Below are 15,748 nucleotides of genomic sequence, written 5' to 3' on the forward strand. Positions count from 1 at the left end.
TGAACAAAAGGCGTATGGTATCTGTCACGTGACAAGACGGACCTCATCGGGCCCGCCATTCCTTTCACTTTTGAAGATTTGGTACGCACCGTAGATGAAAACGCATGAAATAAACAAAATTCGCCCCTTCAGCGCGCTGATAGACGCCTGCTGGCGGGAACCTTATAGCCTGGCGCGGTTGCTGAAAGACGCTATCGCCGGGGTGACGGTCGGCATTATCGCCATCCCGCTGGCGATGGCGCTGGCGATCGCCAGCGGCGTGCCGCCGCAGTACGGCCTGTATACCGCCGCCATCGCCGGCATCGTCATCGCCGTCAGCGGCGGTTCGCGCTACAGCGTCTCCGGCCCCACCGCCGCCTTCGTGGTGATCCTGTATCCGGTTTCGCAGCAGTTCGGCCTGGCCGGCCTGCTGGTCGCCACGCTGATCTCCGGAGTATTTCTGCTGCTGATGGGGCTGGCGCGCCTGGGCCGGCTGATCGAGTACATTCCGCTGCCGGTGACGCTCGGCTTTACCTCCGGCATCGCCATCACCATCGCCACCATGCAGATCAAGGACTTCTTCGGCCTGCAGCTGGCGCACACGCCGGAAAATTACGTCGGCAAACTGCACGCCCTGCTGCAGGCGCTGCCAACGCTGGATTTCGGCGATACCCTGATCGGCGCGGTGACGCTCCTGATCCTGATCTTCTGGCCCAAGCTCGGCCTGCGGGTGCCTGGCCACCTGCCGGCGCTGCTGGCGGGCACCGCGCTAATGGGGCTGCTGGCGCTGTTTGATCACCCGGTGGCGACCATCGGCTCGCGCTTCAGCTATCTGCTGGCCGACGGCAGCAGCGGACAGGGCATCCCGCCGATCCTGCCGCAGTTGCTGCTGCCCTGGGATCTGCCGGGCGGCGGCGGGCAGCCGTTCACCCTGAGCTGGCAAACCGTTTCCGCCCTATTGCCGGCGGCGTTTTCGATGGCGATGCTCGGCGCGATCGAATCGCTGCTGTGCGCGGTGGTGCTCGACGGCATGACCGGCAAGAAGCACAACTCGAACAGCGAACTGATCGGCCAGGGCGCGGGCAACATCATCGCGCCGTTCTTCGGCGGCATTACCGCCACCGCCGCGATTGCCCGTTCGGCGGCCAACGTGCGCGCCGGTGCCACCTCGCCGGTGTCCGCCATCATCCACGCGCTGCTGGTGCTGCTGGCGCTGCTGGTATTGGCGCCGTGGCTCTCTTACCTGCCGCTGGCGGCGATGGCGGCGCTGCTGCTGATGGTCGCCTGGAACATGAGCGAGGCGCACAAGGTGGTTTACCTGCTGCGCCGGGCGCCGAAGGACGACATTCTGGTGCTGCTGCTGTGCATGTCGCTGACGGTGCTGTTCGACATGGTGATCGCCATTACCGTGGGCATCGTGCTGGCGTCGCTGCTGTTTATGCGCCGTATCGCCCGTATGACAAAGCTGAGTGAGCTGAGCGCCGACCACGGCCGCCTGGTGCTGCGGGTGAACGGCCCGCTGTTCTTCGCCGCCGCCGAGCGCATCTTTACCGAACTGCTGGCGCGCAGCGAAGGCTACCGCACGATCGTGCTGCAGTGGGATGCGGTGCCGGTGCTCGACGCCGGCGGCCTGAGCGCCCTGCGGCGCTTTATCGACGAGCTGCCGGCGGACAAAAAGCTGGTGATCACCGACGTGCCGTTCCAGCCGCTGAAAACCCTGGCGCGCGCGCGGGTGCAACCGATCGAGGGCCGCCTGCAGTTCTACCCGACGCTGCCGGAAGCGCTGGCGGCCACCGGCGCCTAAACGTAAAAAAGCCCGACGAGTCGGGCTTTTTTTTATGGTGACGAGCGCTTAGTTGCTGGTATCCAGCTCCGGGAAGCTCTTCACCAGGTCGTCGATGGCTTTCATCTGCGCCAGGAACGGCTCCAGCTTGTCCAGCGGCAGCGCGGACGGGCCGTCGCACTTGGCGTTGTTCGGATCCGGGTGCGCTTCGAGGAACAGGCCGGCCAGGCCGACCGCCATGCCGGCGCGCGCCAGCTCGGCCACCTGAGCGCGACGGCCGCCGGACGCGGCGCCGAACGGATCGCGGGTCTGCAGCGCGTGGGTCACATCGAAGATCACCGGATGGCCGCCGGTCACGTTTTTCATCACGTTGATGCCCAGCATGTCGACCACCAGGTTGTCATAGCCAAAGTTGCTGCCGCGATCGCACAGGATCACCTGGTCGTTGCCGCCCTCTTTGAACTTGTCGACGATATTGCCCATCTGCCCCGGGCTGACGAACTGCGGCTTCTTGACGTTGATCACCGCGCCGGTTTTCGCCATCGCTTCCACCAGATCGGTCTGGCGCGCCAGGAAGGCCGGCAGCTGGATCACGTCAACCACTTCGGAAACCGGCTGCGCCTGCGCCGCTTCATGCACGTCGGTGATGATTTTCACGCCGAAGGTTTTTTTCAGCTCTTCAAAGATCTTCATCCCTTCTTCCAGGCCCGGACCGCGGTACGAGTGGATGGAAGAGCGGTTGGCCTTGTCGAAAGAGGCCTTGAATACGTAAGGAATGCCCAGTTTTTGCGTCACGGTGACGTAGTGTTCGCAGATGCTCATCGCCAGATCGCGCGATTCCAGCACGTTCATACCGCCAAACAGCACAAACGGCAGATCGTTTGCTACGTCGATATCGCCAATGCTAACCACTTTCTGTTTCATGCTTTCGCCTTTGTTAAGGTTGTAACCGTCGCCTTGCACACTGCGCGGAGTCATTGAATTAATGCAGCGTCACCTGTTTCGGCTCAATCGAATGGATCTGCACTTTGATCACTTCGCTGACCGGGTCTTCAGGACACTGCTCGACAAAATAGTTGAGATCGGAAATCGCGATATGGTTGCACTCCAGCTGGGCGTAAATCAGCCCGCGGTCGCGGATCTCGTACGGATCTTCAGGATCGAAGCACAGCACCGTTTCGCTGGTGCGCAGCGCCATTTCCAGCTGTTTTTCTTCCATCAGGGCGGCCTTCAGCGTATCGAGCATCTTGCGCACCACCATGATGTTCTCCGACTCGTCGAGGTCGTCGTCTTCCAGCTCGGCGCCCAGCCCCAGGTTGCCCTTGATCCACACTTCCAGCTGGTGTTCGCTCAGGGTTTCGCCGTTAAGCGGGTTGATCAGCCACAGCTCCTCGTCCAGCCAGTCGGCGCGCAGGATCAGCTGAGTGGGGAAAATCACCGGCAGCAGCGGCAGATCCAGCGCGTTGGCGATGTGCAGGAAAATGGTGCCCAGCGAGACCGGCGTGCCCTGCCGCCCTTCCAGCACCTTGTCCAGCCAGATGGCGTCCGACAGGCGGTACACGCCGCTGGCGCCGCCGAAGCCCCAGGTCTTGTAAAACAGCTCGATGAGCGCATCCAGTTGCTGCTCCTGAGTGATATCGACCGGCACCGCCGCGCGCGCTTCGTCTACCAGCTGTTGCAGCTTGCGCTCCACGTCGGCAGCCGGGAAATCGCGCCGCACCGACTGCGACACCAGGATCACCCCTTCGCTCAGCGGCGAGGCGTTAAATTCAAAATCAGCAATGCTACTCATAGGTATCCCATCAGAAACGGTATTTTCGTCGTGGCAAGTTTAATTATCAGGTACAGGCAGCCCAACGCCAGCACGAACGCCACGGTTCGCAGCCGCTGACTTTTGGTCTTCTTGCCCAATGCGACGTAGCCAAGCAGGATATAGATAATAACGCCAAACAGCTTCTCGGTCAGCCATGAGTCCATACCCAGCAGCGGATAAAACCCGAACGTCACCACCAGCGCGATGCCGCTGACGAACAGCAGCGTGTCGTTCAGGTGCGGCGCTACCTTGACCCAGCGGCGGCCCATGATCGGCGAGCGGCGCCACTGCCAAAAGAAACGCAGCACAAACAAGGTAATACTGATGGCAACCGTCAGCAAATGGAAATGTTTCAACGCGGTGTATGCAGTCATGATGCTCCCTTAAATGGCCCGGGCGTCGTTATTATCAGTGGCGATTATCCCGGCCATTGGCCGAGCGTCACGCGGTCGTTGTCGCCGTAATCGCGGTGGGTGGCGACAGCGGAAAATCCGGCGGCCTGCAGCAGCGCGCGCACGCTCTCGCCCTGCTGCCAGCCATGTTCCAACAGCAGCCAACCCTGCGGCTGCAAATGGTGCGGCGCCTGGCCCACGATGGCGGCCAGATCCGCCAGCCCATGATCGGCGGCGACCAGCGCGCTGCCCGGCTCGAAGCGCACGTCGCCCTGCGACAAATGCGGATCGGCGGCGTCGATATAGGGCGGATTGCTGGCGATCAGCGCGAAGCGTTGCCCCGCCACCGGCGCAAACCAACTGCCCTGTAGAAATCGGACGTTGTCGATCTTCAGCTTGCGCGCATTATGCTGCGCCAGCGCGACCGCCTCCGGCTGCACATCGACGCCGATTGCCGAACAATCCGGGCGCTCGCTGGCCAGCGCCAGCGCGATGGCGCCAGTGCCGGTGCCGAGATCGAGGAAATGGCAGGGTTGCGGCGGCAGGCGCGCCAGCGCCAGTTCCACCAGGCATTCGGTATCCGGGCGTGGGATCAGCGTTGCGGGCGAAACCGACAGCGGCAGCGACCAAAACTCGCGCTCGCCCACCAGATAGGCCACCGGCTCACCGCGTTCGCGGCGCGCCAGCAGCGTCTCCAGTTGCTGTTGCTGCGGCGGCGTCAGCAGGGTTTCCCCGAACGCCATCAGGAAAGTTCTGGCCTTGCCGGTCACGAAACCCAACAGGATTTCCGCGTCGCGCCGGGCGCTGTCACTGTGGGTCAAACGCGCGGCGGCGGCTTTCAGCCAGTGTTGATAGTCCATCACTCTTGCTCGGCGGACAGCGCAGCCAGCTGGTCGGCCTGATACTCCTGCACGATCGGCTGGATCAGCATGTCCAGTTTGCCTTCCATCACCTCGTCCAGACGGTAGAGCGTCAGGTTGATGCGGTGGTCGGTCACCCGCCCCTGCGGGAAGTTGTAGGTGCGGTTACGGTCGGAACGATCGCCGCTGCCCAGCAGGTTGCGGCGAGTGGACGCCTCGGCCTGCTGGCGCTTGGCCATCTCGGCGGCGCGAATGCGCGCGCCCAGCACCGACATCGCCTTGGCTTTGTTTTTGTGCTGTGAACGTTCGTCCTGGCACTCCACCACGATGCCGGTCGGCAGGTGGGTGATGCGGATCGCCGAGTCGGTGGTGTTAACGTGCTGGCCGCCGGCGCCGGAGGAGCGGAAGGTGTCGATTTTCAGATCGCCCGGGTTGATGTCCGGCAGCTCGGCTTCCGGCACTTCAGGCATCACCGCCACGGTGCAGGCGGAGGTGTGGATGCGCCCCTGGGATTCGGTTTCCGGCACGCGCTGCACGCGGTGGCCGCCGGATTCAAACTTCAGCTGACCGTACACGCCGTCGCCGGAGACTTTGGCGATCACTTCTTTAAAGCCGCCGTGCTCGCCTTCGTTGGCGCTCATCACCTCGACGCGCCAGCGGCGGCTTTCCGCATAGCGGCTGTACATGCGGAACAGATCGCCGGCGAAGATCGCCGCCTCATCGCCGCCGGTGCCGGCGCGCACTTCGAGGAAGCAGCTGCGCTCATCGTCCGGATCTTTCGGCAGCAGCAACACCTGCAGTTGCTGCTCCAACTCTTCGCTGGCCGCCCGCGCCTGTTTCAGCTCTTCCTGCGCCATCTCGCGCATCTCCGGATCGTCCAGCATCATTTCCGCCGTCTCCAGATCCTCCTGCACCTGACGCCATTCCAGGAAGCAGCGGCTGACGTCAGTCAGCTGCGCGTATTCTCGCGACAGCGCGCGGAACCGGTCTTGGTCGGCGATAACGCCGGCATCGCCGAGCAGCGCCTGCACTTCTTCATGGCGCTCTTGTAACGCTTCCAGTTTGGCAACAATAGAAGGCTTCATGCGTGGTAATAAACCCTGTTAATAGAGAAAACTAATGCTGATCCAGCCCGAGGCTGTCGCGTAATAACTGCAACCGCTCCACGTCGCCGTCGCCGGCGGCCTGCTGGAGGGATTTGGTGGGGGCATGAATAAGACGGTTGGTCAGTTTATGGGCCAGCTCGTGTATCACCTGCTCCACGTTGGCGCCCTGCGCGATGGCGGCCAGCGCTTTGGCCTCCATCTCTGCGCGAATTTGGTCGGCCTGCGAACGGTAGTCGCGGATGGTTTCCACCGCGCCCTGCGAGCGCAGCCAGGCCATGAAGTTGGTACTTTCCTGCTGCACGATCGATTCCGCCTGCACCGCCGCCGCTTTGCGCTGCGCCAGGTTGCTTTGAATGATGGCGTGCAGATCGTCCACGCTGTACAGATAGGCGTTGGCCAGTTTGCCGACCTCCGGCTCGATGTCGCGCGGTACGGCGATATCCACCAGCAGCATCGGCTGGTTGCGGCGCGCCTTCAGCGCGCGCTCCACCATCCCCTTGCCGATGATCGGCAGCGGGCTGGCGGTGGAACTGATGATGATGTCGGCGTCCGCCAGACGTTCGTCGATCTCAGGCAGGGTGATCACCTCCGCGCCGACCTCGTCCGCCAGCAGCTGCGCGCGCTCGCGGGTGCGGTTGGCGATGATCATGTGCCGCACTTTATGCTCGCGCAGGTGGCGCGCCACCAGCTCGATGGTTTCGCCGGCGCCCACCAGCAAGACGTTGAGATCGGCCAGCGATTCGAAGATCTGGCGCGCCAGCGTACAGGCGGCGAACGCCACGGAGACCGCGCTGGCGCCGATGTCGGTTTCGGTGCGCACGCGCTTGGCGACAGAGAAGGATTTCTGGAACAGACGCTCCAGCTCACCGGACAGCGACTGGCCGCGTTGCGACTCGGCGAAGGCCTTTTTCACCTGGCCGAGGATCTGCGGTTCGCCGAGTACCAATGAGTCCAACCCGCTGGCCACACGCATCAGATGGCTGACCGCGTCGTTGCCCTGATACCAGTACAGGCTTTTCTTCACCTCTTCCGGACGCAGGTTGTGGTAGGCGCACAGCCAGGCGACCAGCTGCTCGTGCATGTGTTCCTGCTGCTCTACGCTGAGGTACAGCTCGGTGCGGTTGCAGGTGGACAACACGACGCCACCCTGCACCAACGGTTGTTGGAGCAAGCTGGTCAGCGCCTCATCGATGGACTCTGGCGAGAAGGTCACCCTTTCACGCAGAGAAACCGGAGCGGTTTTGTGATTTATACCTAACGCCAGCAGGGTCATTGCTTCGAGTAATACTTATCTTGGTACGGGTTCTCGTTGAACGGCATTCTACTTGATGCGCGGGATCAATAAAAGTAACAACCGCATCTTCCGTTCAATCGCTGTCATAGATGACATCAATTAATGAATAAGCAATAAATACAGCAGGATAAATAGCCATGAGGTAGGTCGATTGCTTAAATTTTAGCGCAGTTTGCGATAACGCGCACGCTATTCGGCGTACACAACGGCGGCGTTTGCGCAACGAAGGCACCGCTTATCGGGCGCGCCTCCCCCGCCTTCAGGCGATTGTGTTACGCTTAATGGCGACCCCGACGGCGCGTGCCGGGTTGGCATTGCGCCGATAAAAGCGGCAAGATTCAACGCGATGCAGCAAAAAATTGACGCGCCGCCGCCGCCCCGTTAGCGTGAGCGCTGAATCCGGGTTTCGTCGCGCATGCCCGCAAGGACAAAAGGACAAGAGAAAGTTATGCCAATACGCAAAGTTAGTTTGCTCCGTCTGATCCCGCTGGCCAGCCTGGTGCTGGCCGCCTGTACCACCACCAAGCCGACCGGCCCGGCCACCAGCCCGACCTCACCGCAGTGGCGCGCCCATGAGCAGGCGGTGCAGCAGCTCAGCACCTATCAGACCCGCGGCTCCTTCGCCTACTTGTCTGATCAGAAAAAAGTCTACGCCCGCTTCTTCTGGCAGCAGTTCTCGCCGGAGCGCTACCGCCTGCTGCTGACCAACCCGCTGGGCAGCACGGAAATGGATCTCAACGTGCAGAAAAACGTGGTGCAGCTGACCGACAACCAGGGCAAACGCTACGTCAGCGACAATCCGGAAGAGATGATCCGCAAGCTGACCGGCATGGCGATCCCGCTGAACAACCTGCGCCAGTGGATGCTCGGCCTGCCGGGCGAAGCCGGCGATTTTGCGCTGGATGACCAATATCGCCTGAGCAAGCTGACCTACCAGCAAGGCGGCCAGACCTGGAAAGTGGATTACCAGGGCTACAGCAACGCGGTGCAGCCGACTCTGCCGAATCGCCTGGAGCTGCAGCAGGGCGACCAGCGCATCAAGCTGAAAATGGACAACTGGACGCTCAAATGATCCGCCAGTGGCCCTCCCCCGCGAAACTCAACCTGTTTCTGTACATCACCGGCCGTCGTGAAGACGGCTATCACCTGCTGCAGACGCTGTTCCAGTTTTTGGACTACGGCGACACTCTGACCATTGAGCCGCGCCAGGACGATCGCATTCATCTGCTGACGCCGGTCGACGGCGTGCCGGACGAGCAGAACCTGATCGTGCGCGCCGCCCGCCTGCTGCAGCGCTATTGCGATGAACGCGGCCTGCAGACCGCACCGCGCGGCGCCGACATCAGCATCGACAAGCGCCTGCCGATGGGCGGCGGTTTGGGCGGCGGCTCCTCCAACGCCGCCACCGTGCTGGTGGCGCTGAACGAACTGTGGCGCTGCGGTCTTGGCGACGACCAATTGGCCGAGCTGGGGCTCAGCCTCGGCGCCGACGTGCCGGTGTTCGTGCGCGGCCACGCCGCCTTCGCCGAAGGCATCGGCGAGCGCCTGCAGCCGGCCGAGCCGCAGGAAAAGTGGTATCTGGTGGCGCATCCCGGCGTCGGCATCCCGACGCCGGTTATCTTCGGCGATCCCGAATTGAAAAGAGACACCCCGGTTCGCTCCTTAAGTGAGCTGTTGCAGGCACCGTACGCAAATGATTGCGAACCGATCGCAAGAAAACGTTTTCGCGAGGTTGAACAGCTTCTTTCATGGCTGTTAGAATACGCCCCGTCACGCCTGACTGGCACAGGTGCTTGTGTGTTTGCTGAATTCGACACAGAAATCGCCGCCCGTCAGGTGTTAAATCAAGCCCCGGAGTGGTTGTGTGGTTTTGTAGCGCGCGGCGTTAACGTCTCCCCACTACATCGCATTCGTTCCGGGCGGTTTGAGTCGTAGCTCAACGTTTCGCTGCGCAGGGTCATGCACACCTGGCCCTGTTATCCCTGCGCTGCCTGCGGTCTCAATTTTAGTTTTACATACCCGTATGTATATTGCGCCGGCGTCGCCGACTGCCCCTTGGCGATGTCGTATGACAATATCTTCTCTGGACGCAAGCCTGAGGTTCTTCTCGTGCCTGATATGAAGCTTTTTGCTGGTAACGCCACCCCGGAACTAGCACAACGTATTGCCAACCGTTTGTACACCAGCCTTGGTGACGCCGCTGTAGGTCGTTTTAGCGACGGCGAAGTGAGCGTGCAAATCAACGAAAATGTACGCGGCGGTGATATTTTCATCATCCAGTCCACCTGTGCCCCGACCAACGACAACCTGATGGAACTGGTTGTGATGGTCGACGCCCTGCGTCGCGCCTCCGCAGGTCGTATTACCGCCGTTATCCCTTACTTCGGCTATGCCCGCCAGGATCGCCGCGTGCGTTCCGCGCGTGTGCCAATCACCGCCAAGGTGGTTGCCGATTTCCTCTCCAGCGTAGGGGTTGACCGCGTTCTGACGGTGGATCTGCATGCTGAGCAGATTCAAGGCTTCTTCGACGTTCCGGTAGACAACGTGTTCGGCAGCCCGATCCTGCTGGAAGACATGCTGCAGCAGAACCTGGAAAACCCGATCGTGGTTTCCCCGGACATCGGCGGCGTAGTGCGTGCCCGCGCCATCGCCAAACTGCTGAACGACACCGACATGGCCATCATCGACAAACGCCGCCCGCGCGCGAACGTTTCTCAGGTGATGCACATCATCGGTGACGTGGCAGGCCGCGACTGCGTGCTGGTCGACGACATGATCGACACCGGCGGTACCTTGTGCAAAGCGGCTGAAGCGTTGAAAGAACGCGGTGCCAAGCGCGTATTCGCCTACGCGACGCACCCGATCTTCTCCGGCAACGCCGTGGACAACATCAAGAACTCGGTGATTGATGAAGTGATCGTCTGCGACACCATTCCGCTGTCGCCGGAAATCAAGGCACTGAAAAACGTTCGCACTCTGACCCTGTCCGGCATGCTGGCTGAAGCCATTCGCCGCATCAGCAACGAAGAGTCGATCTCTGCAATGTTCGAGCATTGATGCGTCGTCTTTCCGGTGCGGCGCCCACCGCGCCGGAAAGATAGCGTGCCCGACAGCAGAAAAAGAAAAACCCGTTGGTGCGTAAGCAACAACGGGTTTTCTACTCGTAGTCCAACATGACCTCAAACCTTAATGCACGGCAGATTTTCCCTTGCCCTGCTCTCGCTTCCCTTCTGATTTTTTAATCAATGCGACGAACGATGTTGGTCGTTACGGCACCGTTTATCAAAGTGTTTTACCCACCAGTAGCGATCCGCCACCTGCTCGCGGCCGCCGATACGCGCGCCCACCAGCCACAACAGCGCGCCGACGAAGATACTCATGATGGCGCCGTGGGCGAAAAATTGCGGTAAATTGAACTGGGATACTTCAGCAATAATGGAGTATCCGACACCGCCGATCATCACGACCAGCCCCAGCCCCATAAAAAAGTTGCCCATTCTGTCCGCGCTTCTACGTTTCATATGCCACCTCCATGATTGCCATGTGCCAACCGGGATAACGCTGCAACTTGTTAACCCACTTTGATAAGTTAAGTATAGTCCTTGTTGCGGCAAGGGGATTGCGGAGGCGATCACAAATGGTAAAGAATTATTGACACTTCTTAACGCGCCGCTGAAAATTAGCGGACAAATTGAATTATTCAGCTAATGAATCATTCGTCTTTCTTACCTAAGGCGACGGCGGGGATCGGATTTTGTCATTCGCCGCCCCGGCAGGTAGACTAAGGCCCTTTCCATTACCCTGATCATAGTGAATCTCCCAGTGAGCAGTATTAAATTGATAGTTGGCCTGGCCAACCCGGGCGCGGAATATGCCCAAACGCGCCACAACGCCGGCGCCTGGTACGTCGATCTGCTGGCCCAGCGCCACAATCAGCAGTTGAAAGAAGAGAGCAAGTTCTTCGGCTATACCGCTCGTTTGAACCTGGCGGGCAACGACGTGCGCCTGCTGGTGCCGACCACCTTCATGAACCTGAGCGGCAAAGCGGTGCTGGCGATGGCCAACTTCTACCGCATCGAACCGAACGAGATCCTGGTGGCGCACGACGAGCTGGATCTGCCGCCCGGCGTCGCCAAAATCAAGCTCGGCGGCGGCAACGGCGGCCACAACGGCCTGAAGGACATCCAAAACAAGTTCGGCAACAACCCGAACTTTTACCGCCTGCGCATCGGCATCGGCCATCCGGGCGACAAGAACAAGGTGGTGGGCTTCGTGCTCGGCAAGCCGCCGGCCAGCGAGCAGAAGATGATCGACGAAGCGATCGACGAGTCGCTGCGCTGCACCGAGATGCTGATGAAGGACGGGCTGGAAAAAACCGTTCAGCGCCTGCACAGCTTCAAGGCGCAGGCCTGAACCTTGCCGCAGCGGGCGCCCTGCCCGCTGCCTGCTTCTAGCCGCGCGGGTTGAAGGTCTCCTCGCTCACGCGGCGGTCATCGGCGGTGAAGCCCTCTTCCGCCACGTAATACTGCGGATCGTCCAGCTCATGGCTGCAAAACGGCCCGGCGCGCTTAAGTAAACGCACGCAGTCGCCGCTCAGGTGGCGCAGCCGAATGCTTTTCCCCGCCGCCAGGTAACGCGCCGTCAGCTTATCGATCGCCTCTACGCCGCTGGAATCCATCACCCGGGTGCCGGCAAAATCCAGCACCACGTTCTGCGGATCGCTTTGCGGCTCGAACAGCTCGGCGAAAGCGGCGGCAGAGCCGAAGAACAGCGGGCCATCGAGCTGATACACCGCCACGTCGCCCGTTACCTGCCGCTGGCGCACGCGAATGCGCGCCTGCTGCCAGGCGAACACCAGCGCCGAGATAATCACCCCGCTGATCACCGCCACCGCCAGATCGGTAAAGATGGTGATCAGCGTGACGGCGAGCATCACCAGCGCGTCCGCCTTCGGCATACGGCGCAAACGGCGCAGCGAACTCCACTCGAAGGTGTTGTAACACACCACCAGCATCACCCCGGCCAGCGCCGCCACCGGCAGCAGGCCGATATAGCGCGACAGGCTGACCACGAACAGAATCAGCAGGATGGCGCCCACCGTGCCGGAGAGGCGCCCGCGCCCGCCCGAGGTGAAGTTGATGATCGACTGGCCGATCATCGCGCAGCCGGCGAAGCAGCCGAACAGGCCGCACACCGCGTTACCGGCGCCCTGCGCGATGCTTTCGCGATTGCCGTTGCCCTTCTTGCCGCCCATTTCATCCAGCACCGTCATGGTCAGCAGCGATTCAATCAAACCGACCAGGGCAATCACCACCGCATAGGGCAGCACCACCCGCACCATTTCCAGGGTGAACGGCGCCGTCGGCAGGCTGAAGTGCGGCAGCGCGCCGGAAATATCCGCCAGATCGCCCACCCGCAGCGTGTGCAGATTGAGGCCGATCGCCAACGCCGAAACCACCAGCAGCGCCGCCAGCGAAGACGGAATGGCTTTGGTCAGGCGCGGGAACAGCACCACCACCGCAATCGCCAGCGCCACCAGGCCGTACATCAGCGGCCCCTGCCCGGCGATCATCTTCAGCTGCGCCAGCATGATGACGATCGCCAGACCGTTGACGAAGCCGTGGATCGCCGGCAGCGGCACCAGACGAATGAACTTGCCCAGCCGGAAGGCGCCGATCAGGATTTGAATGCCCCCGGCAAACAGCGTGGCCCACAGCACGTAGCCCATGCCATACTGCGCCGCCAGGCTCATCAGCACCACCACAATGGAGCCGGCGGCGCCGGAAACCATGCCCGGCTTGCCGCCGAACAGCGCCGTGACCAGGCCGATAATAAACGCGGTATGCAAACCGACGATCGGCGAAAGACCGGCGACCAGCGAAAAGCCGACCGCCTCGGGGATCATCGAAACCGCCACCACAAAGCCCGCCAGGACTTCATTTTTAACGTCCGCGATCCTGACGTTACTCAGGTTAAACATGCATTATTCACTTATGACAGATGACATCATCTCCCCGCGTAGCGGGTATGGGGTACCGCAAGGTGCGGCAGACTGCAGGCGGGCACAGCTCAGGGTGGCGTAGGCAAGAAATACATCCGGCGCGTTTCCTGTCGGTTAATCGGAACGGCCAGTATGGGTAAATGTGATCCAAATCTCAATCAAAAACCGGCCGCGGGCGCTGCGCTCGCCCCGGCCAAACAAGTCTGATCGAGATAAACGCTCATTACGTGTATAATGGCGGCATTATTTTGCCCTTTATGCAGTTGGTTAAATCTAACCAACTGATAGTTAAGATATTTAAGGTGATTACAACATGGGATTCAAATGCGGTATCGTCGGCCTGCCTAACGTAGGCAAATCCACCCTGTTCAACGCGTTGACCAAAGCGGGCATTGAAGCAGCCAACTTCCCGTTCTGCACCATTGAACCGAACACCGGTGTGGTGCCGATGCCCGATCCGCGTCTGGATAAGCTGGCCGAGATCGTCAAGCCGCAGCGCATTCTGCCGACCACCATGGAATTCGTCGACATCGCCGGCCTGGTGAAAGGCGCGTCCAAGGGTGAAGGCCTGGGCAACCAGTTCCTGACCAACATCCGCGAAACCGAAGCCATCGGCCACGTGGTGCGCTGCTTCGAGAACGACAACATCATTCACGTCAACAACAAGGTCGATCCGGCCGAAGACATCGATGTGATCAACACCGAGCTGGCGCTGTCTGACCTCGACACCTGCGAGCGCGCCATCCACCGCGTGCAGAAGAAAGCCAAAGGCGGCGACAAAGACGCCAAGGCCGAGCTGGCGGCGCTGGAGAAATGCCTGCCGCACCTGGAAAACGCCGGCATGCTGCGCGCGCTGGATCTGAGCGACGAAGACAAAGCGGCGATCAAATACCTGAGCTTCCTGACCCTGAAGCCGACCATGTACATCGCCAACGTCAACGAAGACGGCTTCGAGAACAACCCGTACCTGGACACCGTGCGTAAAATCGCCGACGCCGAAGGCTCCGTGGTGGTTGCCGTGTGCGCCGCAGTGGAATCCGACATCGCCGAGCTGGAAGACGAAGAGCGCGACGAGTTCATGGCCGAGCTGGGCCTGGAAGAACCGGGCCTGAACCGCGTGATCCGCGCCGGTTATGAACTGCTGAACCTGCAGACCTACTTCACCGCCGGCGTGAAAGAAGTGCGCGCCTGGACCATCCCGGTCGGCGCCACCGCTCCGCAGGCGGCCGGCAAGATCCACACCGACTTCGAGAAAGGCTTTATCCGCGCGCAAACCATCTCTTATGACGACTTCATCACCTACAAGGGTGAGCAAGGCGCCAAAGAAGCCGGCAAAATGCGCTCCGAAGGTAAAGACTACATCGTCAAAGACGGCGACGTGATGAACTTCTTGTTCAACGTCTAAGCCCTTCCCCGCAGCATTGCTCTCGGCTGCCGGAAACGGAAAAATCCACGCTTCAGCGTGGATTTTTTATTTTAGGGAGGGAACGCGCCGGCACTTAAAGCAATGCGGCATCATCCCAGCAGAAACCTTTATTTATTTAACCGCGGGAAAAGCGCGAGACCGTTATTCCGATTGAAGTTTACTTTCTGCGCATCGGTCAGGTTTGTCTCGGCGTCGAGAATATGATTAAACTTAGCGGCGACGGGCTCAGGTGCATAAGGATAATCGCTGCCGAACAGAATATTATTATGATTCGCAAACGCCAGCAGGCTGGAGAATGCATTAGGGCCGGAAGACAATGCGGTATCAAAATAAAAGCGCTTAAATTTACCGTTCAACTCCTGAGCTGATGCCCCATTTGGATTAAGTGACTCTGCCAGCAGAGTAAAGCGCAAAACGGCATAAGGCAAGAAACCGCCGGCATGCGAAAGAATAATTTTCACATTAGGATAATTATCCATAACGCCGTTCAACACCATATGGACGGCATTGCGGGTAGTATCAAACGGATAATCAACCAAGGGGCCCGGTACGCCATCCAGCAAATCCATGATGGGATGACCCGGGTGAATGAAAACAACGGCAGAGCGTTGGTTAAGCGCAGCCCAAAGCGGAGCCCACTTTTTATCACCTAAATAGACCCCTTCATAATTGGTTAATAACACCACACCATCGGCTTTCAGCACATCCAGTGCATACTCAACTTCACGCACCGCCCCCTCAACGTCCGGCAACGGCACGGTCGCGAAGTGACCAAACCGCGTGGGGTATTTCGCCACCAGATCCGCCGTATATTCATTGACTTTCCTGGCCATATCGCGGCGAGCCTGACCTTCCCAGCCAACCACGCTTGGCGCGGTTAACGATAGGACGCTGGTCGCTATTTGCTGTTTGTCCATATAGCGAAGATGGTCGTCCGCCGTCCATTTGGGCAAGGTCCAGCCGGACGGATCGCCGCCGTGGCTCGGCAGCGCGCTGCCCCAAAAGGGCGGGACCAGGTGAGTATGAACGTCGATTCTGGCTAATGAATTCATTTAGCGCCTCCACTATGCATATATTTGATCGTTGAAATATAT

15 protein-coding genes are annotated in these 15,748 nt (G+C 60.3%); 6 read left to right on the plus strand and 9 right to left on the minus strand.

The annotated features are described in order from the left end of the window. The first annotated feature begins 94 nt into the window (after window positions 1-94). Window positions 95-1,783, plus strand: a complete 1,689-nt coding sequence (gene dauA / locus ACJ8IN_RS19790; protein ID WP_049211444.1) for a C4-dicarboxylic acid transporter DauA — start codon at window positions 95-97, stop codon at window positions 1,781-1,783. A gap of 48 nt (window positions 1,784-1,831) precedes the next feature. On the opposite strand, the gene kdsA is transcribed toward dauA, so the two are convergent. The 6 genes from kdsA to hemA are packed head-to-tail and all read right to left on the minus strand — an operon-like array spanning window position 1,832 to window position 7,206. Continuing rightward, window positions 1,832-2,686, minus strand: a complete 855-nt coding sequence (gene kdsA, locus ACJ8IN_RS19795; RefSeq protein ID WP_004941087.1) for a 3-deoxy-8-phosphooctulonate synthase — start codon at window positions 2,684-2,686, stop codon at window positions 1,832-1,834. Between the two features lie 58 nt (window positions 2,687-2,744). Next, complete coding sequence (gene sirB1 / locus ACJ8IN_RS19800; protein WP_060424985.1) at window positions 2,745-3,554, minus strand: invasion regulator SirB1; 810 nt, start codon at window positions 3,552-3,554, stop codon at window positions 2,745-2,747. Next, window positions 3,551-3,952, minus strand: a complete 402-nt coding sequence (locus ACJ8IN_RS19805) for a SirB2 family protein (RefSeq protein WP_170310367.1) — start codon at window positions 3,950-3,952, stop codon at window positions 3,551-3,553. The genes sirB1 and ACJ8IN_RS19805 overlap by 4 nt, the downstream gene beginning before the upstream one ends. Before the next feature lie 41 nt (window positions 3,953-3,993). Continuing rightward, window positions 3,994-4,827 carry a peptide chain release factor N(5)-glutamine methyltransferase gene (gene prmC, locus ACJ8IN_RS19810; protein ID WP_033646390.1) on the minus strand — a complete coding sequence of 278 codons (834 nt, stop codon included), beginning with the start codon at window positions 4,825-4,827 and terminating at the stop codon, window positions 3,994-3,996. Next, the gene (gene prfA, locus ACJ8IN_RS19815; protein WP_033638166.1) at window positions 4,827-5,912 is read right to left on the minus strand and encodes a peptide chain release factor 1; all 1,086 of its coding nucleotides are present in this window, start codon (window positions 5,910-5,912) and stop codon (window positions 4,827-4,829) included. Before prfA ends, prmC begins: the two co-directional genes overlap by 1 nt. Before the next feature lie 31 nt (window positions 5,913-5,943). After that, a complete protein-coding gene (gene hemA, locus ACJ8IN_RS19820; protein WP_308325669.1) occupies window positions 5,944-7,206 on the minus strand; it encodes a glutamyl-tRNA reductase in 1,263 nt (420 codons plus the stop codon). A gap of 469 nt (window positions 7,207-7,675) precedes the next feature. Here hemA and lolB point away from each other — a divergent pair, with 469 nt between their 5' ends. The 3 genes from lolB (at window position 7,676) to prs (ending at window position 10,284) form a co-directional block, all read left to right on the plus strand. Further along, a complete protein-coding gene (gene lolB, locus ACJ8IN_RS19825; protein WP_047567968.1) occupies window positions 7,676-8,299 on the plus strand; it encodes a lipoprotein insertase outer membrane protein LolB in 624 nt (207 codons plus the stop codon). Beyond that, entirely contained in the window at window positions 8,296-9,162 is an 867-nt protein-coding gene (ispE, locus tag ACJ8IN_RS19830; RefSeq protein ID WP_047567969.1) for a 4-(cytidine 5'-diphospho)-2-C-methyl-D-erythritol kinase, read from the plus strand. The genes lolB and ispE overlap by 4 nt, the downstream gene beginning before the upstream one ends. Before the next feature lie 174 nt (window positions 9,163-9,336). After that, window positions 9,337-10,284 (plus strand): ribose-phosphate diphosphokinase, encoded by a 948-nt coding sequence (prs, locus tag ACJ8IN_RS19835; protein ID WP_004941061.1) that lies wholly within the window; start codon window positions 9,337-9,339, stop codon window positions 10,282-10,284. A gap of 185 nt (window positions 10,285-10,469) precedes the next feature. On the opposite strand, the gene ychH is transcribed toward prs, so the two are convergent. Next, window positions 10,470-10,748, minus strand: coding sequence for a stress-induced protein YchH (gene ychH, locus ACJ8IN_RS19840; RefSeq protein WP_025302491.1), 279 nt, complete (start codon window positions 10,746-10,748; stop codon window positions 10,470-10,472). Between the two features lie 301 nt (window positions 10,749-11,049). Between ychH and pth the strand changes: the two genes are divergently transcribed. Next, window positions 11,050-11,640, plus strand: a complete 591-nt coding sequence (pth, locus tag ACJ8IN_RS19845; protein WP_004941053.1) for an aminoacyl-tRNA hydrolase — start codon at window positions 11,050-11,052, stop codon at window positions 11,638-11,640. Between the two features lie 37 nt (window positions 11,641-11,677). Here the strand turns inward: pth and ACJ8IN_RS19850 are convergent, their stop codons facing one another. Further along, window positions 11,678-13,207 carry a SulP family inorganic anion transporter gene (locus tag ACJ8IN_RS19850; RefSeq protein ID WP_033653847.1) on the minus strand — a complete coding sequence of 510 codons (1,530 nt, stop codon included), beginning with the start codon at window positions 13,205-13,207 and terminating at the stop codon, window positions 11,678-11,680. A 334-nt stretch (window positions 13,208-13,541) separates the two neighbouring features. Here ACJ8IN_RS19850 and ychF point away from each other — a divergent pair, with 334 nt between their 5' ends. Continuing rightward, window positions 13,542-14,633, plus strand: a complete 1,092-nt coding sequence (gene ychF, locus ACJ8IN_RS19855; protein ID WP_033646394.1) for a redox-regulated ATPase YchF — start codon at window positions 13,542-13,544, stop codon at window positions 14,631-14,633. A gap of 128 nt (window positions 14,634-14,761) precedes the next feature. Here ychF and ACJ8IN_RS19860 read toward each other — a convergent pair whose 3' ends face one another. Next, complete coding sequence (locus ACJ8IN_RS19860; RefSeq protein ID WP_047567976.1) at window positions 14,762-15,706, minus strand: amidohydrolase family protein; 945 nt, start codon at window positions 15,704-15,706, stop codon at window positions 14,762-14,764. Window positions 15,707-15,748 lie beyond the last annotated feature (42 nt).

The sequence above is a fragment of the Serratia sp. CY31944 genome (assembly GCF_052169175.1).
GTDB classification, from domain to species: Bacteria; Pseudomonadota; Gammaproteobacteria; order Enterobacterales; family Enterobacteriaceae; genus Serratia; species Serratia sarumanii.

What these genes read in the sequence shown, in the direction of transcription:
- dauA (WP_049211444.1), top strand. Translation starts at nt 95, where the DNA reads ATGAAAACGCATGAAATAAACAAAATTCGCCCCTTCAGCGCGCTGATA.
- ACJ8IN_RS19850 (WP_033653847.1), bottom strand. Translation starts at nt 13,207, where the DNA reads ATGTTTAACCTGAGTAACGTCAGGATCGCGGACGTTAAAAATGAAGTC.
- sirB1 (WP_060424985.1), bottom strand. Translation starts at nt 3,554, where the DNA reads ATGAGTAGCATTGCTGATTTTGAATTTAACGCCTCGCCGCTGAGCGAA.
- prmC (WP_033646390.1), bottom strand. Translation starts at nt 4,827, where the DNA reads ATGGACTATCAACACTGGCTGAAAGCCGCCGCCGCGCGTTTGACCCAC.
- ychF (WP_033646394.1), top strand. Translation starts at nt 13,542, where the DNA reads ATGGGATTCAAATGCGGTATCGTCGGCCTGCCTAACGTAGGCAAATCC.
- prfA (WP_033638166.1), bottom strand. Translation starts at nt 5,912, where the DNA reads ATGAAGCCTTCTATTGTTGCCAAACTGGAAGCGTTACAAGAGCGCCAT.
- lolB (WP_047567968.1), top strand. Translation starts at nt 7,676, where the DNA reads ATGCCAATACGCAAAGTTAGTTTGCTCCGTCTGATCCCGCTGGCCAGC.
- hemA (WP_308325669.1), bottom strand. Translation starts at nt 7,206, where the DNA reads ATGACCCTGCTGGCGTTAGGTATAAATCACAAAACCGCTCCGGTTTCT.
- ACJ8IN_RS19860 (WP_047567976.1), bottom strand. Translation starts at nt 15,706, where the DNA reads ATGAATTCATTAGCCAGAATCGACGTTCATACTCACCTGGTCCCGCCC.
- ychH (WP_025302491.1), bottom strand. Translation starts at nt 10,748, where the DNA reads ATGAAACGTAGAAGCGCGGACAGAATGGGCAACTTTTTTATGGGGCTG.
- kdsA (WP_004941087.1), bottom strand. Translation starts at nt 2,686, where the DNA reads ATGAAACAGAAAGTGGTTAGCATTGGCGATATCGACGTAGCAAACGAT.
- ispE (WP_047567969.1), top strand. Translation starts at nt 8,296, where the DNA reads ATGATCCGCCAGTGGCCCTCCCCCGCGAAACTCAACCTGTTTCTGTAC.